Genomic DNA, 25,569 nt, shown 5'->3' with positions numbered 1-25,569 from the left:
AAAAAGGACAGGACTGTTTAGTTCGTCCCTAACTGGAGTCTTGTGGTATAATAAAAGTTATGGTAGAAGTTATTTTTAAATTATGCAGTCATTTGCTCTTTATTTTCTTTGCCTTTCATCTGCTGTCAACGGTTGTTGAGTGGGAGAGGTTTTTCAAGGTTAATGCCGATAATGCGATGAAGATTCGCTTTTTGATTCTCTTGTTCAGTATTGCCTTGGGCTATTTAGTCAGCCTTTTCTTCATTGGTATTTACGATATGAGCCGGGCGATTTTTAACGGTACTTTATAAGGTCATATTTTTGATTTTATGGTATGATAGTATGGATAATTTTAAAAATTTAGAGTAAGGAATCGGTATGGAAAAAATTATTATTCAAGGTGGAGATAATCGCTTGGTCGGAAAGGTCAAGATTGAAGGAGCAAAAAATGCGGTGCTGCCTCTCTTGGCAGCAACAGTCTTGGCTAGCGAGGGCCAGTCTGTTTTGAAAAATGTTCCGGTCTTGTCTGATGTCTTTACCATGAACAATGTGGTCCGCGGTTTAAACACTCAGGTGGATTTTAATCAGGAAGAAAATACAGTTGTTGTGGATGCCACCCAGCCCTTGTCTGAGGAGGCACCTTACAAATACGTCAGCAAAATGCGGGCGTCTATCGTTGTTTTGGGGCCAGTCCTGGCTCGTAATGGTCATGCTAAGGTTTCCATGCCCGGCGGCTGTACGATTGGCAGTCGGCCTATTGACTTGCACCTAAAAGGTCTTGAAGCCATGGGAGCTCAGATTACTCAAACAGCGGGTTACATCGAAGCTAAAGCCGATCGGCTCAAAGGTGCTCACATTTACATGGACTTTCCCAGTGTAGGAGCAACACAAAACATCATGATGGCTGCGACGCTGGCTCAAGGTACGACAGTGATTGAAAATGCTGCTCGGGAGCCTGAAATCGTTGACCTAGCTCTCTTTTTGAATGAAATGGGAGCCAAGGTCAGAGGAGCAGGTACTGAGACTCTGACTATTGTCGGAGTGGATCAGCTGCGAGGGGCCAAGCATAATGTGGTTCAAGACCGTATCGAAGCAGGAACTTTTATGGTTGCTGCAGCTATGACCAGCGGTGACTTGCTGATTGAGGATGCCATTTGGGAGCACAATCGTCCCCTGCTTTCCAAAATGCAGGAAATGGGAGTGGAAGTGACAGAGGAAGATGAAGGGATTCGGGTTCGTTCCGATGTTTCGAAGCTCAGACCAGTTTCGGTCAAGACCCTTCCTTATCCGGGCTTCCCTACTGACATGCAGGCTCAGTTTACGGCGCTGATGGCCATGGCCAAGGGCGAGTCTACGATGATTGAGACTGTATTTGAGAATCGCTTCCAGCATCTGGAGGAAATGCGTCGGATGGGGTTGCACTCTGATATCATGCGTGACACAGCTCGTATCTGGGGTGGCGGCAGTCTTCAGGGAGCTGAAGTCATGTCAACAGACCTTCGGGCCAGTGCGACTTTGATTCTGATGGGCTTGATTGCCGAAGGCGAGACTAAGGTCAGCAAGCTGGTACACTTAGACCGAGGCTACTATAAATTCCATGAGAAATTGGCAGCCTTGGGAGCCAAAGTGAAGCGTGTAAAGGAAGAAGACGATGAGTGAAAATCTTAAATATTTAGGCCGGCAGATTGGCCTTGTTTTACTGGTTCTCCTGGTAGCTGTGATTCTCTTTTTCGTGGCTCTGATGATTGGCTATAATGTTATCGGAAATGGTAAGGGCTCTATCTGGTCACCAGAAACCTGGCAAGAATTAATCGGGAAGTTTACTGGAAACTAGCTCCTAGTCGAAAAGACTAGCTGAAATGAATCCAGTTTGCTAAGTTGAAAGAAAGAAGATGAAAAGAAAGACTAGTCAGAAAAGGAATTCTAAGAGTCTGCAAGGCTGGGCTGGGCTGACTCTGGCCTTGATTTTGGCTCTGGCTGGCTATTTCTGGGGACAGGATGGTCAGCAGCCACTTCAGAGTCCAAATTCCGAAATCAGGGTTGGGCAAGTTCAAGATCAGGGTACTCCTAGTCAGGAACTGGCTGAGAGTGTTCTGACGGATACTGTGCGAGCTCAGCTCAAAGGCAGCATTGAATGGAACGGAGCTGGCGCCTTTATCGTGAATGGAAATAAGACAGACTTGGATGCGGGGATTTCTAGTAAGCCCTACGCTGACAATAAGACCAAGCTTGTTCAAGCGCAAACCCTTCCGACAGTGGCGAATGCCTTTTTATCCAAGTCAACCCGCCAGTACAAAAAACGGGAAGAAACTGGAAATGCCAACACTTCATGGGTACCGGCAGGCTGGCATCAACTCAAGAACCTCCCTGGTGAGTACAATCATGCTGTGGACCGAGGACATCTCTTGGCCTATTCGCTGATTGGTGGTTTGAAGGGCTTTGATGCCTCTACTAGCAATCCTGCCAATATCGCTGTGCAGACCGCTTGGTCCAACCAAGCCAATGAAGCGGACTCGACAGGGCAGAATTACTACGAGACAAAGATCCGGAAGGCCCTGGATAAGAACAAGCGGGTGCGCTACCGGGTAACCTTGATTTATGCTACGGAGACGGATTTAGTGCCGGTTGGTTCTCACCTAGAGGCCAAGTCCAGCGATGGTAGTCTGGAATTCAATGTCTTTATCCCGAATGTGCAAAAAGGGATTCGCTTGGACTATAATAGTGGCAGGGTCAGTCTGGATAGAGGTTCTTAATTTTATACTCAAAAATGGATTTGCAAAGAGTATTCAATAGTATGAAAAGAAATGGTTGCAGATTTGTAGTCATTTTCTTTTATGCTAATAGATGAGAAGAAGGCTAATTTTTCAGTCTTCTTTAAGAAAGCGGTGGTAAAATCAACGTTCTCTTACAATCTAGTAAAGGAGGTTGCGATGGGACTTATTTTTAAAAGTATCCGGTTCCTCATGCGTCTGATTGGGCGCGTGGTTTGGGGACTTACCTGGTCCTTTGTCCTGAGCTTTATGGTTATTGTCGGAATTTTCTATTTTACCACTTCGACAAAACCGGGTACAGAGGGACTGACGCAGGCTGTTCAGACGGCTGTTGGCAGAGTGGATCAATTTTTAAATCACCAAGGCATTTCCACAGGGCTTCACAGCAGTGAGGAGACGCAGACGGATCAGCTGACAGATGAGCATGAAACAACAGGGGCTCGTTGGGATCAGCCAAGCGCCACGATTTATATCGATACAAATAATGAAACCTTCCGTTCAGCCTATAAGGAGGCCATTGATTCTTGGAATCAAACAGGTGCCTTCACCTTTCAAATCATCAATGACAAAGACAAGGCGGACATTGTTGCGACGGAGATGAACGATGGCAACATCAGTGCAGCTGGTGAAGCTGAGTCGCAAACCAATCTCCTAACCAAGCGGTTTACCCATGTTACAGTTCGCCTTAATAGTTACTACCTGCTGGACAGTCGCTATGCTTACTCTCATGAGCGGATTGTCAATACAGCAGCGCACGAATTGGGCCATGCTATCGGATTAGACCATAATGAGGAGGAATCAGTGATGCAGTCAGCAGGCTCATTTTACAGTATCCAGCCGACAGATATCCAGGCTGTAAAAGACTTGTATCAATCGTAAGCCTATGTTAAAATCTATTTTTTACTTGATTCGACACTTTCCAGAGCAAGTTTTTCTCTTTGTTTTTAACTCAGGAATCTTTGTCTGGCTATGGAAAAGCGGCAATGAGATTGCCAACCAGCTAGGAGTGACAGCGGCTTGGGAAAATCATGTTCCGGCGCCCATTCAGGTCTTCTTCGGCCAGAATATTGAAGCAGTTCAGGGATTTTTTCACAATTCCGCCTTTATGTGGCTAGTCGGATCCATGATTATCCTTCTGGTTATTCGTCTAATCAAGGGAATGATTAAATTTGTTGTCTTTGCGATTCTGATTTTGCTGGGAATTTATCTGATTTTGCAGAATCAATCTATTCTCAATAGTTTTATGTAAGGCGGTCAGATATGGCTGTCTTTTTTCTTTTGGGGAGCTGAGTTCGCTTTCTCTCGAATTCTGATAGCTGTGCTTCTGGAAATCTGCTATAATGGTCTTATGATTATTTTACAAGCAAGCAAGATTGAACGCTCTTTTGCAGGGGAGCTTCTTTTTGACAATATTAACCTGCAGGTGGATGAGGGTGATCGGATTGCCCTCGTCGGTAAAAATGGAGCTGGGAAGTCAACCCTGCTCAAGATTTTGGTGGGCGAGGAAGAGCCTACGTCTGGTCAGATCAATAAAAAACGAGACTTGTCCCTGTCCTATCTGGCTCAGGACAGCCGCTTTGAGTCGGAGAATACTATCTACGACGAGATGCTGCTGGTCTTTGATAGTCTGCGTCAGCAAGAGAAGCGCTTGCGGCAGATGGAGCTGCAAATGGGAGAATTGTCAGGGGAAAATCTGACTGCTCTAATGACCCAGTACGATCAGCTGTCAGAGGACTTTCGCCAGAAGGGTGGTTTTACCTACGAGGCCGATATTCGAGCGATTCTGAATGGTTTCAAGTTTGACCAGTCCATGTGGCAGATGAAGATTTCTGAGCTTTCGGGCGGGCAGAATACCCGTCTGGCTCTGGCTAAGATGCTTTTGGAAAAGCCAGAGCTGCTGGTACTGGACGAGCCGACCAACCACTTGGATATCGAGACCATTGCCTGGCTGGAGACTTACTTAGTCAACTACAGCGGTGCCCTGATCATCGTCAGCCACGACCGCTATTTCCTAGACAAGGTTGCGACCATCACGCTGGACTTGACCAAGCATTCCTTGGATCGCTATGTGGGCAATTACTCTAGCTTTGTGGTCCAAAAGGAGCAGAAGTTAGCCACTGAAGCTAAGAACTATGAAAAGCAACAGAAAGAAATCGCTGCGCTGGAGGACTTTGTCAATCGTAATCTGGTTCGGGCTTCCACAACCAAGCGGGCTCAGTCCCGTCGTAAGCAGCTGGAAAAGATGGAGCGTTTGGACAGGCCGGAGACCGGCAGTCGTTCGGCTAATATGACCTTCAAATCCGATAAGGTTTCTGGAAATGTTGTTCTGACCTTGGAAGATGCGGCTATTGGCTATGGCGAGGAAGTCCTGTCGGAGCCAATTAACCTTGATATTCGCAAGTTTAATGCGGTAGCTATCGTCGGACCAAATGGGATTGGAAAGACGACCTTGATTAAATCACTAATCGGTCAAGTGCCCTTCATCAGAGGCAAGGAGCAGCTAGGGGCTAATGTGGAAGTGGGCTACTATGACCAGACCCAGAGCAAACTGACTGCCAGCAATACGGTACTTGACGAGCTATGGAATGACTTCAAGCTGACGTCAGAGGTCGAGATTCGGAATCGCTTAGGCGCTTTCCTCTTCTCGGGAGACGATGTCAAGAAGTCTGTCGGCATGCTATCAGGTGGAGAGCGGGCGCGGCTGCTTCTAGCCAAGCTGTCTATGGAAAACAACAACTTCCTCATCCTAGACGAGCCGACCAACCACCTGGACATTGACAGCAAGGAAGTGCTGGAAAATGCTCTGATTGACTTTGACGGCACCCTGCTCTTTGTCAGCCATGACCGTTACTTTATCAATCGCGTGGCCACCCAGATCATCGAGCTTTCTGAAACAGGCTCCACCCTTTATCTAGGTGATTATGACTACTATCTGGAGAAAAAGGCAGAGCAGGAGGCCTTGCGTGAGGAGACGGAGCAGGCCAGTCCTGACAAGCCTGTCCCTGCCAATGACTATCAGCTCCAAAAGGAAAACCAGAAAGAACAGCGCCGGCTGGCTCGTCGCCTAGAGCAATTGGAAGCGCAAATAGAGGACTTGGACAGCCAGATCAGTCGGCTTCAGGAAGCCATGCAGGCTACCAACGACGCCGCCGAACTCATGGAGAGCCAGCAGCAAATCGACCAGCTGACCGTTGCCCAAGAAGAAGCCATGCTAGAATGGGAAGAACTAGCGGAGAAGGAGTAGTATTTTTAGCGGCAGTCAGTCCGCCCGCTTTGAAAGGAGCTACTGATGACGACAGAAAACGATTGGTTTATGCGGCAGATCAAGGGAGCGGCCAATATGCTTGGTTCGGCTCTGCGCCTGACAATCGAGCATTTGGATCTGGGGCAGTTTGAAGATGAGCAAGGCCGGCAGCTTGATGGAGCTGATTATTTGCAAGAGCTGCTGGAAAGCGAGCATTTTGCAGAGGCAGCTGATTTCGTTCAGGCCCAGATGAAGCGCCTGCCTTTCCATCAATATGAGATACTGGCGGACCAGTTCTTGCTTTATCTGGCCAGTCTGGAAGCCCCAGTAAAAGACCGGAATGGCTTGGATGAAGCCTATTTACAGGATTTGGAAAAGCAACTGAAAGAATTTAAGTGGTAAACAAATGGAAAATTTAGGCAAAGTTTTTCGCGATTTTCGTTTAAATGGACATTATTCTTTGAAGGAAGCAGCTGGTCAGGTTTGCTCGACCTCTCAGCTGTCTCGTTTTGAACTGGGTGAGTCGGACATGACCCTCTCGAAATTTTTAGATCTTTTGGATAATATTCATGTGACCCTTGAAAATTTTATGGACAAGGCCCGGAATTTCCAGCAGCATGAGCATGTGGCCATGATGGGTAAGATTATCCCTCTTTACTACTCAAATGACATCAAGGAATTTCAGGACTTGCAAGCGGAGCAGTTGGAAAAGGCCAAGGCCAGTAGTGCGCCTCTTTACTATGAATTGAATTGGATTTTGATGCAGGGCTTGATTTGTCAGCGAGATAGTCAGTTTCGCATGAGGCAAGAAGATTTAGATAAGGTTGCCGATTATCTCTTCCAAGTAGAAGATTGGACTATGTATGAGCTGATCCTATTTGGCAATCTCTATAGCTTCTATGATGTGGACTACGTCTACCGTCTGGGCAAGGAAGTCATGGAGCGGGAGGACTACTACAAAGAAATTGGTCGCCATAAGAAATTAGTCTTGATTATAGCGCTCAATTGTTATCAGCATTGTTTGGAAAGTTGTTCTTTTGACAAGGCTAGCTATTTTGAGGCTTACGTAGAGAAAATCATTGGCAAGGGCATCAAACTCTATGAACGCAATGTATTCCTCTATCTCAAGGGTTTTGCGGCTTATCAGAAGGGACAGAAGAAGCAGGGAATCAAGCAAATGCAGGAAGCTATGCACATCTTTGAAGTGCTGGATTTACCTGAGCAAGTCGCCTATTATCAAGAGCATTTCGATAAGTTTGTAAAAGCATAATTTCCCAAATATGGGAAAAATAAAGGACCTCCCTCTATTCCTGTTACAATAGTTCCAGAAATGGAAGGAGGTATTTTTATGAATCGACAGGCAGCACAGCTGATTACACGGGCTGCTATTAATAAAATTGGGAATATGCTCTATGACTATGGGAATAGCATCTGGCTTACTTCTTTGGGAGCTCTGGGACAGACGGTCTTGGGCATTTATCAGATATCGGAGCTAGTCACTTCCATCTTATTCAATCCTTTGGGGGGAGCTATTACGGACCGCTTTTCCAGACGTAAGGTGCTGATGGTAGCGGACTTGATTTGTGCTGGTCTTTGTCTGCTGATTTCTTTTATTTCTAGTGACCAGCTCATGATTGGAGCGCTGATTTTTGCTAATGTGGTTCAGGCTATAGCCTTTGCTTTTTCTCGGCCAGCTAATAAGTCTTATATTACCGAAATTGTAGACAAGGAAGACATTGTAATCTACAATTCTCATCTGGAATTAGCCTTGCAGGTTATCAGTGTCTCAGCTCCAGTTTTGTCTTTTATCGTAATGCAGTATGCAAATTTGCGCATCACTCTTCAGCTGGATGCCCTTAGCTTTTTTCTGGCTTTTGCCTTGGTTTACTTTCTGCCCAATCATGAGCCGAGTAAGCAGAAGTCTCCCATCAATCTTGGAAATATCCTGAGAGATATCAAGGAAGGTTTAGTTTATATCCGTCAGCAAAAAGAAATTTTCTTTCTGCTTTTGGTAGCTTCTGCAGTCAATTTTTTCTTTGCGGCTTTTAATTATCTATTGCCTTTTACCAATCTGCTCTACGGCAAGACCGGCTCTTATGCAACTATTTTGAGTTTGGGAGCTGTAGGCTCAATCGTTGGAGCTATTCTAGCTAGCAAGGTTAAGGCCAGTATGGAAAATCTTCTTGTAGCTCTGCTATTGACTGGTGTTGTAGTCCTGGTCATGGGCGTCTCTGCCTTGCTACCGGTTCATCCATATTTCTCCTATTCTGGTAATCTTATCTGCGAGCTTTTTATGACTGTGTTCAACATTCATTTCTTCAGCCAGGTTCAGACCAAGGTGGACAAGCAGTATCTAGGCCGCGTTTTCTCAACGATCTACACGCTGGCAATTCTTTTCATGCCTCCTGCGACTTTTCTGATGACTCTTCTGCCGAGTGTCCACACCCTTTCCTTTCTTCTGATTGGTTTCGGAGTGATGGGATTGGCTTTGATTTCCTACCTTTATCAAAAGAGAATACAAAAAGACTAGGCTGGAGTGATTTCCAACCTAGTTTTCTGTATGGGAATTTTTAAGTGCTTCTTTGGTTTTCTTAAGCTCTTTTTTCAGTGAGAAATTTTTCAACATGCTGATGAGAAAGGTCGTGACAGAGCCTAGGAGCACTGAGACCAAAATCAATATGATTAAGGGAAGTTTGAAGCTAAATAGGATAAAGCTAACATTGACGCTCTGCATATTGGCCAAGGAAATACTGGCCACCAATAGAATGGTAATTAAAAGCAGGATATAATGCAATTTTTCTTTCATAGTGATTCTCCTGTTTATTTATTCAAACTCAGCCTTGCTCTTGATATCTCCGTATTCTTCTGGGATTTCTTGGGCTAGGATTTCTTCATAAGCAGCCAGTTCAATATCAGAGCCATACTTGTTTTTCAGAGCAGTGGTCACCAGACGGTAGGCCAAGTTCGCATTGCGTGACAAGATAGGGCCGTGAAAGTAGGAGCCAAAGACATTTTTATAATGAACACCCTCGCAACCATCCTCTTGATTGTTGCCATTTCCATAGACGACTTTGCCCAGAGGTTTTTCATCGTCCGAGAGGAAAGTTCGTCCTTGGTGATTTTCAAAGCCGTAGTATGTTTCATCGAATTCATCATTATGAATCTTAATGTCACCGATATAGCGGTTTTTGGTCTGGTTGAGGGTGTAGTGACCCATGATGCCCAGACCTTCGATTCGACGGCCAGAAGCCTCGATATAGTATTGACCTAAGAGTTGGAAGCCGCCGCAGATAGCTAGTACAACGCCATTTTCATTGATAAAGCTTTCCAAAGCTTCTTTTTTAGCTGGCAAGTCACGGGCCACGATCGTTTGCTCATAGTCTTGACCTCCGCCAAAGAAGACGATGTCGTAGTTGTCCTTGTCAAAGTCATCTTCTAGAGAGACGATATCGACTTCAACTCTAGCGCCTAGCTTTTCAGCTACATACTTGAGCATGAGGACATTGCCGTTATCGCCGTAGGTATTCATGAGATTGCCATAGAGGTGGGCAATCTTTATATCGTAGCGATAGTCCTGGTTTTCAGGAGAAGTGAGGGATCTGTATACCATTAATTCATCTCCTTTCTGACCACTTGTCGTTCTGCCAGTAGCTCGCGGAATTCCAGCATGGCAGTATAAGTTGCTAAGATATAGGCATGCTTGGTTTCTTGCTGTTCAATGGTCTTAAAAACTGCTTCCAAATCTTTGACTTCGGTAATCTGATCTGCTGGATAGCCCGTTACCCGCAGTCGACGAGCAATCTCAGAGTGGCGCACACCACCTGCAATGACATGAGGAATCTCCATCTCTAGAATCTTCTCAAAGTCAGCATCCCAGATCCAGCTGGTATCAATGCCGTCCGCATAGTTGGCATTGAGCAGGACGGACAAGCTAAAGTCAAAGGGCGCAAGTCCAATCATATCCAAAGCTTGGGTCGCACCGACCGGATTTTTAATCAAGACTAAGGTACATTCCTTATCGCCGATTTTGAAAGTTTCCTGACGGCCAAAGACAGCTCGGCTCTTGTCAAAGCCGGCCTTGATAGTAGCCGGCTCGACACCAAAGAACTGAGCTACTGACACTGCTGCTAGAGCGTTATAGATATTGTAGAGACCGCCGATATTGATTTGATAGTCTTGTCCATCAATGGTAAAGGCAGAGCGGTTATGCTCAAGTGTTTTGAGAGCGGTCAGGCTGTAGTCAAGCTTAGGACGCTTGAAGCCGCAGTCCTCACAGATATAAGCCCCCAGATTTGCATAGGTGTTGAGCTCATACTTGAGGATATGCTCGCACTTAGGACAGAGGATGCCCTCTGTATTGTAGTGAGCCAACTGAGCCTGGCCTTTCTCAGTATCAAATCCATAGTAGCGAACAGGATTCTTCAGGCTGACCGAGTTAAAGAGGGGGCTGTCACCATTCATCAGTACAGTCGCTTCAGGCACTTTAGCTGCAGCATCCAGAATCATCTGGTAGGTCGTGTAGATCTCACCATAGCGGTCCATCTGGTCTCGGAAAATATTGGTAAAGACGAAGAGGCTAGGCTTGATATAATCACAAATCCGAGATAGGCTGGCTTCATCGATTTCTAGCACAGCGATATTCTTGCCAGATTTGCCTTTCTTAGCGGTCAGGAAGGTTGTGGTAATCCCGGTAATCATATTGGCACCGCTGGGATTGGTCACCACTTGTCCGAAGGCTTCCTTGAGAATGCCTACCGTCAGAGCTGTAGTCAGAGTTTTACCATTGGTTCCGGTAACAACAACGACCTCATAGTTCTTTGCTAGGTTTTGTAAAATGTTTTTGTCAAATGTCAGGGCAACTTTCCCTGGCAGAGTTGAGCCACGTCCCATTTTGCTGAGAACAAAGTAGGAGGACTTGCCTGCCAAGAGGCCCAATGCTGTATTTATCTTCATAAGAAATATTTTATCATAAAAAAGTAAAGAAGGTTACAGAAAAATATTGACAAACGTGATATAATGGGTTGGTAAGTCTTTAAGCATTAAGACCCACTGTAAAATAAAAAGAGAGAAGTTAATTGAGTGAACTCTAATTACAAGGTGAAATCAGGCTGTTACTAGGTTTAATAAGTTCGATTTGTTGCTACAGCTGCTTGATTTTGCTTGTAGAGGAGTAGGAAGTCTAAGTATGAATTTTCAACAACTAACCAATCTCCAATATTGGGCCAGTTTGTTTTCTGACCCTTGGAGGATTGTAATTAATATTATTGACGTCGCTATCGTCGCATGGATTTTATATTATCTAATCAAGGCCATTGCCGGTACCAAGATTATGATTTTGGTCCGCGGGGTGCTCTTCTTTATCTTGGCACAGTTTTTTGCCAATATCATCGGCTTGACCACCATTTCTTGGTTGATTAATCAGGTCATCACTTACGGGGTCATTGCGGCCGTGGTGATTTTCTCGCCTGAGATTCGGGCAGGATTGGAAAAGCTGGGCCGAGCAACGGATATTTTTTCTACGACGCCCATCAGTAACGAAGAAAAAATGGTTCAGGCCTTTGTCAAGTCTGTTGCCTATATGAGTCCGCGGAAAATCGGGGCTTTGGTGGCCATTCAGGGAACCCGCACCTTGCAGGAGTACATTGCAACAGGGATTCCCTTGGATGCAGATGTGTCCGGAGAGCTACTAATCAATATTTTCATCCCCAATACGCCATTGCATGATGGAGCTGTCATTATAAAAAACAATAAAATTGCGGCTTCCTGTGCCTACCTGCCTCTGACAGAAAGCAGCGGCATCTCTAAGGAGTTTGGAACCCGGCACCGTGCAGCTATTGGCCTGTCTGAAGTATCAGATGCGTTTACTTTTGTCGTTTCAGAAGAAACCGGCGGTATTTCCACCACGCACAATGGAATTTTCAAGCATGATTTGACTTTGGATGAGTTTGAGATAGAGCTGAGAAAGGTCTTCTTATCAGAGCAGGACAAGCCAGCAGGTTTGAAAAAACGCTTCATGGGAGGATGGAAGAAATGAAAAAACGTAAAAAAATTCTTTATATAATTTCTTCGTTTTTCTTTGCCCTAGTGCTTTTTGTCTATGCAACCTCTAGCAGTTATCAAAACAATACTGGAGTTCGACAGGTCACATCTGAAACTTATACCAATACGGTTTCCAATGTGCCAATTGACATCAAATATGACAGCGAGAATTACTTTATCAGCGGCTTTACTTCTGAAGTTTCCGTTGCCCTGACAGGCTCCAACCGAGTCAATCTAGCCAGTGAAATGCAGGAAAGTACTCGGAAGTTTCGAGTCGTAGCTGATCTTTCCAAGGCTACAGAAGGCACAGTAGAGATTCCTCTGAAAGTGGAAAACCTACCGAGCGGTCTGACTGCTACAGTCACTCCACAGAAGATTTCTGTTAAGATTGGTAAAAAGGCCAGCAAGAAGGTTGAGGTCCGCTACCTCATCACAGACAGCCAGGTGGCTGAAAATGTGACGATCAGTGGTGTGACCTTGGAAAATAAGGAAGCTACAGTTACCAGTGACGAGGAGACCCTGTCTAAGATTGAATATGTCGTAGCTATTCTCCCGACCAATGTCATTATCACTGGTAACTATAGCGGGACAGCGCCGCTACAGGCTGTTGATGGACAGGGGAATGTCATGCCAAGCGTGGTGACACCATTTGAAACGACTATGCGTGTCAACACTAAAACAGCAGACAGCTCAGACTCGTCCTCCTCTAACAGTAACTCAAATACGAGCTCATCAAATAAAAACTAAATAAAATTTTGAAAATAAACTTGGATTAAAGCGGTCTGCCTTGCTTGCAGCCTAAACCTTTACATCCAGGTCTTATGAAAGGAAACTATTTATAATGGGTAAATACTTTGGAACCGATGGTGTTCGCGGAGAAGCAAATGTGGAATTAACGCCGGAATTGGCCTTTAAACTCGGCCGCTTTGGTGGTTATGTTCTGAGCCAGCATGAAAGTGAAGTTCCTCGGGTCTTTGTTGGCCGTGATACTCGAATTTCAGGAGAAATGCTGGAAAGCGCCTTGGTTGCAGGACTTTTGTCCGTTGGGATTCATGTCTATAAATTGGGTGTCATTGCAACGCCTGGTGTGGCTTATCTGGTCAAGTCAGAGAAAGCTAGCGCCGGAGTCATGATTTCTGCCAGCCACAATCCAGCATTGGATAATGGTATCAAATTCTTTGGTGGTGACGGCTATAAACTGGATGATGAGCGTGAGTTGGAAATCGAGGCTTTGTTGGATGCAGCAGAAGATACCTTGCCACGTCCAAGTGCCGAAGGTTTAGGTGACCTGGTGGACTATCCAGAAGGGCTGCGCAAGTACCAACAATACTTGGTTTCAACTGGTTTGGAACTAGAAGGAATGCATGTGGCCTTAGATACGGCCAACGGTGCGGCTTCTACCAGCGCCCGTCAGATTTTTGCGGATCTCGGCGCACAGTTGACGATTATCGGAGAAAATCCAGACGGCCTCAATATCAATCTGAATGTCGGGTCTACACATCCAGAAGCTTTGCAGGAAGTTGTTTGTGAGTCTGGTGCAGCGATTGGTCTGGCCTTTGATGGAGATAGCGATCGCTTGATTGCAGTGGATGAAAATGGTGAGCTAGTAGATGGTGACAAGATTATGTTCATCATCGGCAAGTACCTGTCTGAGAAAGGCGAGCTGGCACAGAATACCATTGTTACGACCGTCATGTCCAACCTAGGCTTCCATAAGGCTTTGGATCGAGAAGGTATTCAAAAGGCTGTGACAGCAGTTGGTGACCGCTATGTCGTAGAGGAAATGCGTAAGAATGGCTATAATCTTGGTGGTGAGCAGTCTGGACATGTTATCATCATGGACTACAATACGACAGGTGACGGTCAGCTTTCAGCTGTGCAATTGACCAAGGTCATGCAGGAAACAGGTAAGAAACTATCCGAATTGGCCGCTGAAGTAACCATCTATCCGCAGAAACTAGTCAATATCCGCGTGGAAAACAGCATGAAAGATAAGGCGATGGAAGTTCCAGCTATCAAGACGGTGATTGAGAGAATGGAAGCCGAAATGGCTGGCAATGGCCGGATTTTGGTTCGTCCGAGTGGAACTGAGCCTCTGCTGAGGGTCATGGCTGAAGCACCAACTGACGAAGAAGTAAATTATTATGTAGATACCATTGCCAATGTTGTTCGAGATGAAATTGGAATAGACTAATAAATGTAAAGAAACTGAGACATAACGTCTTGGTTTTTTTACATTTGTGTGAATATTTAAACACTTTGATACAAAATGTTGATAAATTGCAATACTCTTGGTATAATAAGCTATGAAAGGAGAAAAAGATGAAAAATAAAAATACAATTATTTTTAAAATTCTTATCTTATTAACAGCTATTGTTACAGGTTTAGGTTTTGCTGCTCGAACTCAGGCTTCTGAAGTAACTGAATACAGTCAGCAAACCAGCATTACTAAGGATGGTGAGCCATTAACAAGTGACTCAACTGTTAAGACTAATGAAACCTTGTCTGTAACAACCAACTTCACATTTCCAGCGGCTCAAACGATCGCTGAAGGGGATACCCTGACTTTTAAACTTCCGGAAGAATTAAGTCTGATTACTGCCTTAAACTTCGATGTCTATGATGTTGTTAATCATACGGGAGAGTTAGTCGGTACAGCTCAAACTGATCCAGCGACCCATTCGGTTACAGTAACCTTCAGTAACTACTTCACAAACTATACACAAAAGAAAGAGCTTTCTCTGACTTTTAATGTACGAATGAATAACGAAAAAGTTAAAGAATCAGGTCCTGTTTCCTTCAAATTTGGCCAGACAGACTTTTCTTTCCAATACCAAAAGGAAGATGGAACTGCTGGTGAATATGAAATGAAATATGGCTACCAAGACAGTAGCGATCCAAGCATTGTCAAGTGGCGTATTATCCTGAATGCAAGACAGGACATGCTTCGTAACATGGTAATTTCAGACAACTTTGGTGATGGTCTGACACTGGTACCGGGTACTCTGCGTGCAGTTCGTTATGCTCCTGTAGAAGGCGGTATCCGCAATGAAGCGCACTTGCTGACTCTGCCTGTTTTGGATAACTTTACTAACAAGGCAGTTCTAACCCAAAACGCCAATGGCGATGCTAACGGTTTTACCATCAACTTTGGTGATAACTACAACTGGCCAATGTACATCGAGTACTCTACTCGCGTACCAGAAGGTACAAAAGTGGGTGATGTGGTTAACAACAAGTTATCATGGACAGCTAAAGGATTCCCAGAGCGTACTATTACTAAGTCAGTCCGCTTGGAAGACGGTTCTGGTAAAGGAAGCGCAGTTTTAGCAAAAGATGTGAAGATTCAGGCTCAGAAAAAGCTTGTTAACAAAGAATTAGAAAAGGGTCAGTTTACCTTTGGTCTCTTTGATGAAAACGGTAATTTGCTTCAAACAGTGACCAATGAAGCGGATGGATCTATCAACTTCAAAGCCTTGAACTATAATGCAGCTGGTGACTACCGCTACAGCATTAAGGAAATTCCGGGCAATGATGCTAACTACATCTATGATGACAAGGAAGCTCAGCTGACAGTTACTGTTAAAGATGTGAATGGTGAGTTTTTGGGATCTGTTAAATATGATTTGGATCCAGTCTTTACAAATACCTATAGAGGTAATGATCCAGGCAAGGCAGTTCAGCCACCTAACCCTGGAAATAACAACAATCCAAACAATCCAAATAACAACCCTAACAATAACCCAAATAATAATCCAAACAACAACCCAAATAATACCCCAGACAATGGTAACAATACCCCTGGTAACAGTTCCGACAATCCAAAGGGCGGAACAGACAATCCAGGTAATGGAAATAACAATTCAAACAATGGTACCAATGATCCAGGTGCTGCAGGAGGCAACAAAAAAGTTCTGCCTAAGACTGGTCAAGAAACGACGCTTTGGCTGTCAGTTGCAGGTTTGGCAATCTTAGTTGGCTTTGGAAGCTATGTCTTTCTTCAAAAGAAGACTAGATAAGATTCAAAGGTTTTAAGAGTTTTCTCTTAAAGCCTTTTTGCATACTTTTCCATTTGAAAAAACGGAGCAATCATGTTAGAATAGAACTAGTAATTTTTAAAGGATAGAGGTGTTATCGTGGCTTTTGGAGATAACGGACAACGCAAAAAAACAGGATTTGAAAAATTGACGATGCTGGTCGTGATTATCATGCTCATCGTGACAGTTGGAGCTATCTTTGCTTCCGCTCTCAGCGCAATCTTTTAATCCAGACGCTTCAGGGCGTTTTTTTAGACTAGAAAAAGAGAATAGAAAAAATGAGTATGTTTTTAGATACGGCCAAGATTCAAGTTAAGGCTGGCAATGGTGGCGATGGCATGGTGGCCTTTCGCCGTGAAAAATATGTTCCTAATGGCGGTCCTTGGGGCGGCGATGGCGGTCGTGGTGGCAATGTTGTTTTTGTCGTAGACGAGGGTCTTCGTACCCTGATGGATTTTCGCTACAATCGCCATTTCAAGGCTCAGTCTGGTGAAAAGGGCATGACTAAGGGCATGCATGGCCGAGGGGCTGAGGACTTGATTGTTCGAGTGCCGCAGGGGACGACGGTTCGTGATGCTGAGACTGGCAAGGTGCTGACGGACTTGGTAGAAAATGGTCAAGAATTTATCGTAGCGCGTGGTGGCCGAGGCGGTCGTGGAAATATCCGCTTTGCGACGCCTAAAAATCCTGCTCCAGAGATTTCTGAGAATGGAGAACCAGGTCAAGAACGGGAGCTTCTGCTGGAGCTCAAGGTTCTAGCAGACGTTGGTCTGGTCGGCTTTCCTTCTGTCGGGAAATCCACTTTGCTCAGTGTCATTACAGCGGCTAAACCTAAGATTGGTGCTTATCATTTTACGACAATCGTGCCTAATCTAGGCATGGTTCGCACTCACTCTGGAGAGTCCTTTGCAGTAGCAGATCTACCAGGTTTGATTGAGGGGGCCAGCCAAGGGGTTGGACTGGGAACCCAGTTTCTCCGTCATATTGAGCGGACACGGGTCATTCTGCATGTCATCGATATGTCAGCAAGTGAGGGACGTGACCCTTATGAGGACTATCTAGCTATCAATAAAGAGTTGGAATCCTACAATCTTCGTCTCATGGAGCGCCCGCAGATTATTGTTGCCAACAAGATGGATATGCCGGAAAGTGCTGAAAATCTCAAGGAATTCAAAGAGAAATTATCAGCTAATTATGATGAGTTTGCGGAATTACCGCAAATCTTCCCGATTTCCAGTCTGACCAAGCAGGGACTTGCGACCCTCTTGGATGCGACCGCAGAATTACTGGATAAGACACCAGAGTTCTTGCTATATGATGAGTCTGAAATGGAAGAAGAAGCTTACTATGGCTTTGACGAGGAAGCACCAGCCTTTGAAATTTCTCGTGATGATGATGCGACTTGGGTGCTGTCAGGTGACAAGCTGGAGAAACTCTTTAATATGACCAACTTTGACCGCGATGAAGCAGTCATGAAATTTGCCCGTCAGCTGCGTGGTATGGGAGTTGATGAAGCCCTTCGCGCTCGTGGAGCCAAGGATGGTGATCTGGTCCGCATCGGCAAGTTTGAGTTTGAATTCGTTGACTAAGGAGGCTTGCAATGGGTGATAAACCAATATCCTTCCGAGATGAAAATGGAAACTTTGTCTCTGCAGCCGATGTCTGGAATGCAGAAAAGCTAGAAGAGCTCTTTAATAAACTCAACCCCAAACGCAAGCTGCGTTTAGAAAGAGAAGCGTTAGCGAAAGCAGAAGAGGAATAAGATAAAAAGCAGCTGAGCAGCAAATAATCCTACTCAGCTGCTTTTTTTGCGCCAAAGATGTATTCGTTAAGGTAATTAACCTTTGTTTTAAGCAAAGATTTTAGGACTGACTGCTTTTATTCGAGGGAGAGCAGCTAGGCAGACACCTAGAACGATAAGCTTGTCTGCATAATCAGTCAGTATTTGGACGAGGACGATACTAAGGACGGGGTTGACTCCCATTCCCCGCAGGGCTTGGACGATGAGGCTGGATCCGCTGGATGTTATGCCTCCGAAAAGCAGGACAGTGATTGCAGAGGCTACTAGGGTACCCGGAAGGGCTACCAATAGGGTTTTCCAGAGAAGACTGAGCTTTAAGCTTCCTTTTTCTTTAAAAAACCAAGCGGCTGAAAGAGCAATGATGATAGCGACTGGCGAGTAGTAGAGAGAAAAGATATCGGTTGTCATCCAGCCAATGAGGGCGCTGAGAAAGGCAACGCCAGCCCCAGCAAGAGGCCCTAAGGTCAAGCTAGCTAGAATCGTTCCAAAGGTATCTAGATAGATAGGCAATTTCAGAAATAGTGCAATATTAGCTCCCACGTAGTTGAGAGCGATACAGATAGACAAGAAGCTTAGGATAAGGGGTGTCGATTTTTTCATGATAAAATTTTCCTCATAAAAGTGATGATAGGTCTCGAGCAATCGTCTCCTTAGGTTGATTCAGGAGGATAGCTAAGAAGTCTTGGAAGAAGAGTGAGGGACTGACTTGAGTTGCAATATAGGCATTGGCTGGTTGATGATAGAAGTCATAAGCATCAACCACAGTCTGTCCTAGAGCAATGCCTTCGGTTACGACTTCGACATAGGAGTCGAAGCCCGTACAAAGGTCTTCATGCAGAAAATGAGCAATAGCCAGCGGATCATTGATAACACAGCCGATGATATGCTCGTATTCCCAGTGGAAGTCCCAGTAGAAACGCGTGATACGGCTGACAAACTCAGCTACTTCTGGCTGTAGGAAACGCATGTACTCTAATAGATTGGGGGTGAGGACAATGGCGCGTGTGACATCCAGTCCAACCATCTCGATTTTTCAGCCTAACCTTTGATAGACAAATTGAGCGGCGTGTGGGTCACACCAGTAGTTATATTCGGCAACAGGTGAGCAGTTGCCATGAGATTTGTAGCTGCCGCCCATGCTGACAAAGCGTTTGATATGTTTTCCAATTTGGGGATTTTGCTTTATTGCCATTGCTAGATTAGTCAATGGTCCCAAGGCGATAAGGGAAGTGTCCTGAGGCTTCTGGAAATAGGTAGCCAGAAATTCAGAAGCTTTCTGAGGCTGGGGCTGACAATTGCTTGTTCGATTGATTCTGCTCTCGCCTAAACCATCCATACCGTGGGTATCTTGAGCTGAGACGAAGTCACGGACTAGAGGCTTGTCTGCACCTGCATAGACTGGGATATCTAACCGATTCAGTCTTTCTAATATTTTAAAGGCATTTTCAACACCAAGGTCTACTGGGACATTTCCAGCAACGATGGTTAGTGCTACTACTTCTAGATCGGGATGTTGAATGGCATAGATTAGGGCTAGACTATCATCTATACCAGGGTCGCAGTCGATAATGACTTTTCTTTTCATGAGTTCTCCTTTGCCTATATAAAAATGAGGTTGAGACAATCGGTCCCAACCTCTTAACTGTCAGCCTAATCGAGGAGACAGAAAAAAACTATGCGCAAGACATTTTATATACAATATAAAGGCACTTAGTTTTTTATTCTGGGAAGTTTTCGAACCAGTCCAAAACCTAGGTTTTGATTTCTCTGTTTTTCTATCATAAATAAAAATAAGGAAAAAGTCAATGGGAGTAAGACTAACATGGCCACCCCCATCTTTTTATGGTATAATGAAAAAAATAAGTAGGAGAAGTGATAATTATGGCAAAAACGATTCATACAGATAAAGCACCAGCAGCGATTGGACCTTATGTTCAAGGAAAAATTGTGGGCAATCTTTTATTTGCGAGCGGGCAGATTCCTCTGTCTCCTGAAACAGGAGAAATCATTGGGACAACTATTGAAGAGCAGACTCAGCAGGTACTGAAAAATGTTTCAGCCATTTTGGAAGCCGCTGGAACAGACTTTGACCACGTAGTCAAGGCTACTTGCTTCTTGAGCGATATCAATGATTTTGTGGCTTTTAATGAAGTTTACAAAACAGCCTTTACAGAAGCATTTCCAGCTCGTTCAGCAGTAGAAGTGGCTCGCTTGCCTAAGGATGTGAAGATTGAGATCGAGGTTATTGCCGAGATTCTCTAAAAAAGAGCTGGAGAAAACAGCTCTTTGACGGATTCTATCTGATGAAAGGATTATAATGTCTGAGAAGAAAATTCAGCTTGTCATTGTGACTGGAATGAGCGGGGCGGGGAAAACCGTAGCCATCCAGTCTTTTGAAGACTTAGGTTATTTTACCATTGATAATATGCCGCCAACTCTGGTGCCAAAGTTTTTGCAGCTGGTCGAAGGGACTACGGATAATGACAAGCTAGCTATGGTTGTCGATATGCGGAGCCGTTCCTTCTTTTTGCAAATCCAGAACGTTTTGGATGAATTAGAGCAGAATGAGAACATTGATTTCAAGATTCTTTTCCTAGACGCGGCTGATAAGGAGTTAGTGGCTCGTTATAAGGAAACGCGACGCAGCCACCCGTTAGCAGCTGATGGACGGATTTTAGATGGGATTAAACTGGAGCGCGAACTTTTAGCCCCTCTGAAGAATCTCAGCCAAAATGTTGTAGATACAACTGATTTGACACCACGGGAGCTCAGAAAGACCATCTCTGAGCAATTTTCAAATCAGGCTGACATGCTCAGTTTCCGCATTGAGGTCATGAGTTTTGGTTTCAAATATGGTCTGCCTTTGGATGCAGACTTGGTCTTTGATGTGCGTTTTCTGCCCAATCCCTACTATAAACCTGAGCTGCGCAATCAGACGGGCTTGGACAAGGATGTCTTTGATTATGTCATGAACCATGCGGAGTCAGAAGAATTTTACCAGAACCTGCTTGGCTTGATTGAGCCAATTTTGCCAGGCTATCAGAAGGAAGGGAAGTCAATCCTGACCATTGCAGTGGGCTGTACGGGTGGTCAGCACCGCAGTGTAGCCTTTGCTCAGCGCTTAGCAGATGATTTGGCTAAAAATTGGCCGGTCAATGCCAGTCACCGCGACAAAAATCGTCGGAAAGAAACGGTGAACCGCTCATGAGAAAGCCACGAATTACAGTCATCGGCGGTGGTACAGGAATTTCTGTTATTTTAGACAGCCTGCGTAAAAAGGATGTAGAAATTACAGCCATTGTCACTGTAGCAGATGATGGCGGCAGTTCTGGTGAGCTGCGTAAAAACATCCAGCAGCTGACTCCGCCGGGTGATTTGCGAAATGTCTTAGTAGCCATGTCCGACATGCCAAAGTTCTATGAGAAGGTCTTTCAGTATCGCTTTGCGGAAGGAGATGGTGTTCTAGCGGGACATCCCTTGGGCAATCTGATTATTGCAGGTATTTCTGAAATGCAGGGCTCAACCTATAATGCCATGCAGCTTTTGACCAAGTTTTTCCATACGACAGGAAAAATCTACCCTTCTAGTGACACCCCTCTGACTCTGCATGCTGTGTTTACAGATGGGACAGAAGTTGTCGGTGAAAGCAATCTGACCAGTAAGAGCGGAATGATTGAGCGGGTCTATGTGACCAATACCTATGATGACAAGAAGCCTGCTGCCAGTAAAAAGGTGGTTGAGAGCATCTTAGAAAGCGATATGGTGGTCCTAGGACCGGGTTCTCTATTTACCTCTATCTTGCCTAACCTCGTTATTGAGGAAATTGGCCAAGCTCTTCTAGACACCAAGGCAGAAGTGGCCTATGTCTGCAATATCATGACCCAGCGAGGCGAAACAGAGCATTTTTCAGACAGCGATCACGTCCAAGTTCTGCACCGTCATTTAGTCAGGAAGTTTGTAGATACAGTCTTGGTCAATATCGAACCTGTCCCTCATGAGTACATGGACAGTAACCAGTTTGACGAATATCTGGTACAGGTGGAGCATGATTTTCAAGGGTTACAAGAGCAGGTTCCGCGCGTTATTTCTTCGAACTTTCTGCGTTTGGAAAATGGCGGAGCGTTCCATGATGGCGAGCTGGTCGTTGACGAATTGATGCAGATTATACAGGTACGCAAATGAGCTTTACAATAAAAGTAAAAGAAGAATTGTTGAGCCTGGCAAGCAGAGATAAAAATGAGCTGTCAGCCATGATCAAAATGTCTGGCAGTCTGGGCTTAGCTAGCAGTGGTTTGACCCTATCTGTCACAACAGAAAATGCCAAGATTGCTCGCCATCTCTATGAGTTGCTGTCGGACCTTTACCAGGTCAAGTCAGAAATTCGTCACCATCAGAAGACCAATCTGCGCAAGAACCGTGTATACACAGTATTTCTGGATCAGAAAGTAGAAGAAATCCTTTCTGATCTGCACTTGGCTGACTCCTTTTTTGGTATCGAGGCAGGGACTGACCAGGCCATTTTGTCAGATGACGAAGCCAGTCGAGCCTACCTGCGGGGGGCCTTTCTCTCAAATGGCAGCATGCGGGAGCCAGACTCAGGCAAGTACCAGCTGGAAATCCTGTCCGTTTATCTGGATCATGCTGAGGATTTAGCTTCCTTGATGCGGCGTTTTCTGCTGGATGCCAAGACCATTGAGCGCAAGAAGGGGGCTGTTACTTATCTGCAGCGGGCTGAGGATATCATGGATTTTCTCATTGTCATCGGTGCTATGGAAGCCATGGCTGAGTTCGAGTCTCTTAAGCTCATGCGGGAAGCGCGCAATGACCTCAATCGCGCTAATAATGCGGAGACAGCGAACATCGCCCGTACGGTCACAGCCAGTATGAAAACCATCAACAATATTGCCAAAATCAGCGACAATATTGGTATCGAGAGTTTACCTGTAGACCTGCAGGAGGTAGCCCAGCTTCGTATCCAGCATCCGGACTACTCCATCCAGCAGCTAGCTGATAGTCTGAGCCAGCCACTGACTAAGAGCGGTGTCAATCATCGCTTGAGAAAAATCAATAAAATCGCAGATGAATTATAAAAGCTGCCGAGCTTGAGCTCGGCAGCTGTTTTTTATAGGCTTGTAGAATGTTTGGGTTGGACTTTTTGCTCAGGATAGATATGGTTAATGGCATTGTTGACAGCAGTAGGTGCCTCACCTAGCCCAGTCGCAATCAAATCAATCTTACCCTCGTAGCTGCAGCAGTCTCCGGCTGCATAGATACCTGGCACAGAAGTTTCTTGCTTGCTGTTTACCAAAATCTTGTGACGATTGAGCTCCAAGCCCCAATCTTTGAGATTGCCGACAGAGGATTTAAAACCGTAGTTGACAAAGAGGTGATCCAGAGGCAGAAGCTGACTTTCCTCTCCCTTGACTTGGCTGATTTCCAAGTGAGTTATCTTGCCATTTTCGCCGACCAATCGACTCGGAACAAAAGGTGTCTTAATCTCAACGCTAGAAGCCTTGAGTTCTTCTACGCTATGCTCCAAAGCTCGGAAGTTGTCCCGACGATGAACAAGACTGGTGTCTGCAATTTTTTCAAAAGCTAGCGCCCAGTCAACAGCCGAGTCGCCACCGCCAAGAACAACGACCTTTTTGCCAGCGTACTGGCTGATGTTTGAAACGTGATAGTGAAGGTTGCTGTAGCTTTCAGCATCGTCTAGCTCCAAAGCTCTCGGTTTGAAAGCGCCGCCTCCCATGGCGATGATAATGGTTTTGGTCTGATGCTGGGCTTGAGAAGTCGTAATAGTGAAGCCAGTATCAGATTTGACGATATCCAGCACCGTTTCATTGAGGCAAATCTCAGTCTGGAAAGTTTCCAGCTGCTCAATCAGACGCTGAGTCAACTCTTCGCCACTTAGATTGGTAAAGCCTGGTACATCCAGAATCTTCTTCTCTGGATAGAGAATGGCCGGCTGACCACCCAGCTGAGGCAGGGAATCAATGATTTTAACCTTGGCTTGGCGCAAATGAGCGTAAAAAGCTGCGAATAGGCCAACTGGACCGCCGCCGACAATCGTAATATCATACAGTTCAGACATAAATTTCCTCAATCTTTTTTAAAATAAACTAGCATTATTGTACCACAAAAAGGGGTTGAAATGTAAGCAAATGTTTTGAAGACATCCTAAAAGCCCCATCAGGGGCTTAAAATTAGATAGCAAATAAATCGTTGAGGTTTTCAGCCAATGTTGGGTGGGTGAAGATTTGCTTGCTCAAGTAGGTGTAAGGAATCTTATTATCCATGGCTACAGTCAGGATATTGATAATTTCCTGAGCCCCTGCTGAGAAGATTGTTGCCCCAACGATTTCCTTGGTCTCTGTATTGACAACAGCCTTGAAGGCGCCGCGTAAGTCAGCGTTGACATGTCCACGAGGCATTGCTGCGACTGGAATCTCTTTAACTGCAATCGGCAGTCCTTGATCTTGGGCTTCCTTTTCAGTCAATCCGATTTGAGCCAATGGCGGTGTGATGAACATGCTGGTAGGGACGTTTTTACGGTCTTCCAGTGTGTAGCTGCCATCGCCAGCCAGATAGCTATAAAGGATACGGAAGTCATCCAGTGAGATATAAGTGAACTGCAGACCGCCATTGACATCGCCCGCTGCAAAAACGCCAGGTACAGATGTTTCCAAGTGCTTATCGACCTTGATAGCTCCGCGCTCTGTCAGCTCAATGTCAGTATTTTCCAACTGCAGTGGTTCAACATTCGGCTTGCGGCCGGTAGCATAGAGCAGGGCATCAAAGCGGAATTCTCCATCCTCTGTCACAACGACAACTTCAGCACCATCATTTTTAATCTGCTTGGTTTGCACATTTTGCAGGAGCTGGATTCCGTCTTCTTCCATGTATTGCTTAGCTAGAGCAGCGATAGAAGGTTCTACTCGAGGGAGAAATACAGGAGCAGCATCCAGTACAGTCACCTGACTGCCCAATTTATTGTAGAGTCCAGCAAATTCTAAGCCGATGTTACCGCCACCCAGAACTCCTAAACGTTTAGGAAGTTCTTTCAGATTTTGGATGCCAGTTGAGTCATAGACATGCTCGGTTTCAGTCAGTCCTGGAATTGGCAGAACATTGGAAACAGCACCAGTATTGATGACAATGGTCTCAGCAGTCAGTTTCTCTTTCTCATCGCCAACTGTGATTTCGATGACTTTATTGGAAAGGAAATGAGCTTCCGCATCGATGATGTCAACACCAGCACCACTGATTGCTGCGTAGTTCTTCCCGTTGAGACGGCTGGTTACAGCATTCTTTTCAGCCATGACTTGATCGAAAGCCAGGCCTTTTTCAGCTGCGACGAGCAGGGTCTTGGTTGGGATGCAGGCGATATTGATACAGGTTCCCCCGTACATAGCCTTGCTTCGCTCAATCAAAGCAACTTTTTTCCTTTGGGCCGCCATTTTGGCTGCCAATGTTTTACCGGCCTTACCAAAGCCGATGACAATTAAATCATAGGTTAACATAATTTACCTCCATTTTTCAAAAAAGATTGTATCACATCTAGTCAGAAATTGCTGATTTCTGCTACGCTTTTTTTCTTCAGTATTTTTAGTCACACTTTTTATACAAACTGTCCATTTTTGAGCAAGATTTTCGCAGTTCCAGTCAGTCTGTGTTATACTGATTTTCATTATTTATTT

General features: G+C 45.1%; 27 protein-coding genes, 1 pseudogene and 1 riboswitch. Of the genes and pseudogenes, 21 read left to right on the top strand and 7 right to left on the bottom strand.

Annotated elements, in window-relative coordinates:
• Positions 1 to 59 precede the first annotated feature (59 nt).
• From RP262_RS07370 to RP262_RS07325, 10 genes are all read left to right on the top strand, one after another.
• Positions 60 to 290 (top strand): DUF1146 family protein, encoded by a 231-nt coding sequence (locus RP262_RS07370; protein WP_002897901.1) that lies wholly within the window; start codon positions 60 to 62, stop codon positions 288 to 290.
• Positions 291 to 357: 67 nt separating this feature from the next.
• On the top strand, positions 358 to 1,638 hold the full coding sequence (gene murA / locus RP262_RS07365) for a UDP-N-acetylglucosamine 1-carboxyvinyltransferase (RefSeq protein ID WP_223337572.1): 1,281 nt from the start codon (positions 358 to 360) through the stop codon (positions 1,636 to 1,638).
• Entirely contained in the window at positions 1,631 to 1,813 is a 183-nt protein-coding gene (locus RP262_RS07360; protein ID WP_002917490.1) for a DNA-directed RNA polymerase subunit beta, read from the top strand. The genes murA and RP262_RS07360 overlap by 8 nt, the downstream gene beginning before the upstream one ends.
• 58 nt (positions 1,814 to 1,871) lie before the next feature.
• Complete coding sequence (locus RP262_RS07355; protein ID WP_311154746.1) at positions 1,872 to 2,732, top strand: DNA/RNA non-specific endonuclease; 861 nt, start codon at positions 1,872 to 1,874, stop codon at positions 2,730 to 2,732.
• Positions 2,733 to 2,909: 177 nt separating this feature from the next.
• On the top strand, positions 2,910 to 3,629 hold the full coding sequence (locus RP262_RS07350) for a matrixin family metalloprotease (RefSeq protein WP_311154745.1): 720 nt from the start codon (positions 2,910 to 2,912) through the stop codon (positions 3,627 to 3,629).
• Between the two features lie 4 nt (positions 3,630 to 3,633).
• Positions 3,634 to 3,999 carry a hypothetical protein gene (locus RP262_RS07345; protein WP_311154744.1) on the top strand — a complete coding sequence of 122 codons (366 nt, stop codon included), beginning with the start codon at positions 3,634 to 3,636 and terminating at the stop codon, positions 3,997 to 3,999.
• Positions 4,000 to 4,098: 99 nt separating this feature from the next.
• On the top strand, positions 4,099 to 5,994 hold the full coding sequence (locus tag RP262_RS07340) for an ABC-F family ATP-binding cassette domain-containing protein (RefSeq protein ID WP_311154743.1): 1,896 nt from the start codon (positions 4,099 to 4,101) through the stop codon (positions 5,992 to 5,994).
• 45 nt (positions 5,995 to 6,039) lie between these two features.
• The gene (locus tag RP262_RS07335) at positions 6,040 to 6,396 is read left to right on the top strand and encodes a hypothetical protein (protein WP_048768472.1); all 357 of its coding nucleotides are present in this window, start codon (positions 6,040 to 6,042) and stop codon (positions 6,394 to 6,396) included.
• 4 nt (positions 6,397 to 6,400) lie between these two features.
• Positions 6,401 to 7,264, top strand: a complete 864-nt coding sequence (locus RP262_RS07330) for a MutR family transcriptional regulator (RefSeq protein ID WP_311154742.1) — start codon at positions 6,401 to 6,403, stop codon at positions 7,262 to 7,264.
• A 78-nt stretch (positions 7,265 to 7,342) separates the two neighbouring features.
• A complete protein-coding gene (locus tag RP262_RS07325; protein WP_311154741.1) occupies positions 7,343 to 8,524 on the top strand; it encodes an MFS transporter in 1,182 nt (393 codons plus the stop codon).
• An 18-nt stretch (positions 8,525 to 8,542) separates the two neighbouring features.
• Here the strand turns inward: RP262_RS07325 and RP262_RS07320 are convergent, their stop codons facing one another.
• Genes RP262_RS07320 through murT form a run of 3 tightly spaced genes read right to left on the bottom strand, consistent with a single transcriptional unit; the run spans position 8,543 to position 10,947 of the window.
• Entirely contained in the window at positions 8,543 to 8,800 is a 258-nt protein-coding gene (locus RP262_RS07320) for a LapA family protein (protein WP_006267878.1), read from the bottom strand.
• Positions 8,801 to 8,818: 18 nt separating this feature from the next.
• Complete coding sequence (gene gatD, locus RP262_RS07315) at positions 8,819 to 9,604, bottom strand: lipid II isoglutaminyl synthase subunit GatD (RefSeq protein ID WP_311154740.1); 786 nt, start codon at positions 9,602 to 9,604, stop codon at positions 8,819 to 8,821.
• Positions 9,604 to 10,947, bottom strand: coding sequence for a lipid II isoglutaminyl synthase subunit MurT (gene murT / locus RP262_RS07310; protein ID WP_311154739.1), 1,344 nt, complete (start codon positions 10,945 to 10,947; stop codon positions 9,604 to 9,606). Before murT ends, gatD begins: the two co-directional genes overlap by 1 nt.
• A 232-nt stretch (positions 10,948 to 11,179) precedes the next feature.
• Here murT and cdaA point away from each other — a divergent pair, with 232 nt between their 5' ends.
• The 7 genes from cdaA (at position 11,180) to RP262_RS07275 (ending at position 17,833) form a co-directional block, all read left to right on the top strand.
• Complete coding sequence (gene cdaA / locus RP262_RS07305) at positions 11,180 to 12,028, top strand: diadenylate cyclase CdaA (protein ID WP_002912101.1); 849 nt, start codon at positions 11,180 to 11,182, stop codon at positions 12,026 to 12,028.
• The gene (locus RP262_RS07300; RefSeq protein ID WP_311154738.1) at positions 12,016 to 12,780 is read left to right on the top strand and encodes a CdaR family protein; all 765 of its coding nucleotides are present in this window, start codon (positions 12,016 to 12,018) and stop codon (positions 12,778 to 12,780) included. Before cdaA ends, RP262_RS07300 begins: the two co-directional genes overlap by 13 nt.
• A 94-nt stretch (positions 12,781 to 12,874) precedes the next feature.
• Positions 12,875 to 14,227, top strand: coding sequence for a phosphoglucosamine mutase (glmM, locus tag RP262_RS07295; protein ID WP_101771191.1), 1,353 nt, complete (start codon positions 12,875 to 12,877; stop codon positions 14,225 to 14,227).
• A gap of 128 nt (positions 14,228 to 14,355) precedes the next feature.
• Positions 14,356 to 16,053 (top strand): Ig-like domain-containing protein, encoded by a 1,698-nt coding sequence (locus RP262_RS07290; RefSeq protein ID WP_311154737.1) that lies wholly within the window; start codon positions 14,356 to 14,358, stop codon positions 16,051 to 16,053.
• Between the two features lie 117 nt (positions 16,054 to 16,170).
• Entirely contained in the window at positions 16,171 to 16,299 is a 129-nt protein-coding gene (locus RP262_RS07285; RefSeq protein ID WP_002895969.1) for a DUF4044 domain-containing protein, read from the top strand.
• Positions 16,300 to 16,349: 50 nt separating this feature from the next.
• Complete coding sequence (obgE, locus tag RP262_RS07280) at positions 16,350 to 17,660, top strand: GTPase ObgE (protein WP_311154736.1); 1,311 nt, start codon at positions 16,350 to 16,352, stop codon at positions 17,658 to 17,660.
• Between the two features lie 11 nt (positions 17,661 to 17,671).
• Positions 17,672 to 17,833 carry a hypothetical protein gene (locus RP262_RS07275; RefSeq protein ID WP_002895966.1) on the top strand — a complete coding sequence of 54 codons (162 nt, stop codon included), beginning with the start codon at positions 17,672 to 17,674 and terminating at the stop codon, positions 17,831 to 17,833.
• A gap of 87 nt (positions 17,834 to 17,920) precedes the next feature.
• Here the strand turns inward: RP262_RS07275 and RP262_RS07270 are convergent, their stop codons facing one another.
• Both RP262_RS07270 and RP262_RS07265 read right to left on the bottom strand, forming a co-directional pair.
• Positions 17,921 to 18,472 carry an ECF transporter S component gene (locus tag RP262_RS07270; RefSeq protein ID WP_311154735.1) on the bottom strand — a complete coding sequence of 184 codons (552 nt, stop codon included), beginning with the start codon at positions 18,470 to 18,472 and terminating at the stop codon, positions 17,921 to 17,923.
• 13 nt (positions 18,473 to 18,485) lie between these two features.
• Positions 18,486 to 19,457, bottom strand: a pseudogene (locus RP262_RS07265) (nucleoside hydrolase).
• 119 nt (positions 19,458 to 19,576) lie between these two features.
• A riboswitch (PreQ1 riboswitch) is annotated at positions 19,577 to 19,621 on the bottom strand.
• A gap of 132 nt (positions 19,622 to 19,753) precedes the next feature.
• Between RP262_RS07265 and RP262_RS07260 the strand changes: the two are divergent.
• Genes RP262_RS07260 through whiA form a run of 4 tightly spaced genes read left to right on the top strand, consistent with a single transcriptional unit; the run spans position 19,754 to position 22,962 of the window.
• The gene (locus tag RP262_RS07260; RefSeq protein WP_002895964.1) at positions 19,754 to 20,134 is read left to right on the top strand and encodes a RidA family protein; all 381 of its coding nucleotides are present in this window, start codon (positions 19,754 to 19,756) and stop codon (positions 20,132 to 20,134) included.
• Between the two features lie 55 nt (positions 20,135 to 20,189).
• Positions 20,190 to 21,080, top strand: a complete 891-nt coding sequence (rapZ, locus tag RP262_RS07255; RefSeq protein WP_311154734.1) for an RNase adapter RapZ — start codon at positions 20,190 to 20,192, stop codon at positions 21,078 to 21,080.
• Positions 21,077 to 22,054 carry a YvcK family protein gene (locus RP262_RS07250; protein WP_311154733.1) on the top strand — a complete coding sequence of 326 codons (978 nt, stop codon included), beginning with the start codon at positions 21,077 to 21,079 and terminating at the stop codon, positions 22,052 to 22,054. The genes rapZ and RP262_RS07250 overlap by 4 nt, the downstream gene beginning before the upstream one ends.
• A complete protein-coding gene (gene whiA / locus RP262_RS07245) occupies positions 22,051 to 22,962 on the top strand; it encodes a DNA-binding protein WhiA (RefSeq protein WP_311154732.1) in 912 nt (303 codons plus the stop codon). The genes RP262_RS07250 and whiA overlap by 4 nt, the downstream gene beginning before the upstream one ends.
• Before the next feature lie 32 nt (positions 22,963 to 22,994).
• Here the strand turns inward: whiA and RP262_RS07240 are convergent, their stop codons facing one another.
• Complete coding sequence (locus RP262_RS07240; RefSeq protein WP_311154731.1) at positions 22,995 to 23,963, bottom strand: NAD(P)/FAD-dependent oxidoreductase; 969 nt, start codon at positions 23,961 to 23,963, stop codon at positions 22,995 to 22,997.
• A 112-nt stretch (positions 23,964 to 24,075) separates the two neighbouring features.
• Complete coding sequence (locus tag RP262_RS07235) at positions 24,076 to 25,392, bottom strand: FAD-containing oxidoreductase (protein WP_311154730.1); 1,317 nt, start codon at positions 25,390 to 25,392, stop codon at positions 24,076 to 24,078.
• Positions 25,393 to 25,569 lie beyond the last annotated feature (177 nt).

This window comes from uncultured Streptococcus sp., from assembly GCF_963456385.1.
Lineage (GTDB): Bacteria > Bacillota > Bacilli > Lactobacillales > Streptococcaceae > Streptococcus.
This window is presented reverse-complemented; position numbering and strand designations above follow the sequence as displayed.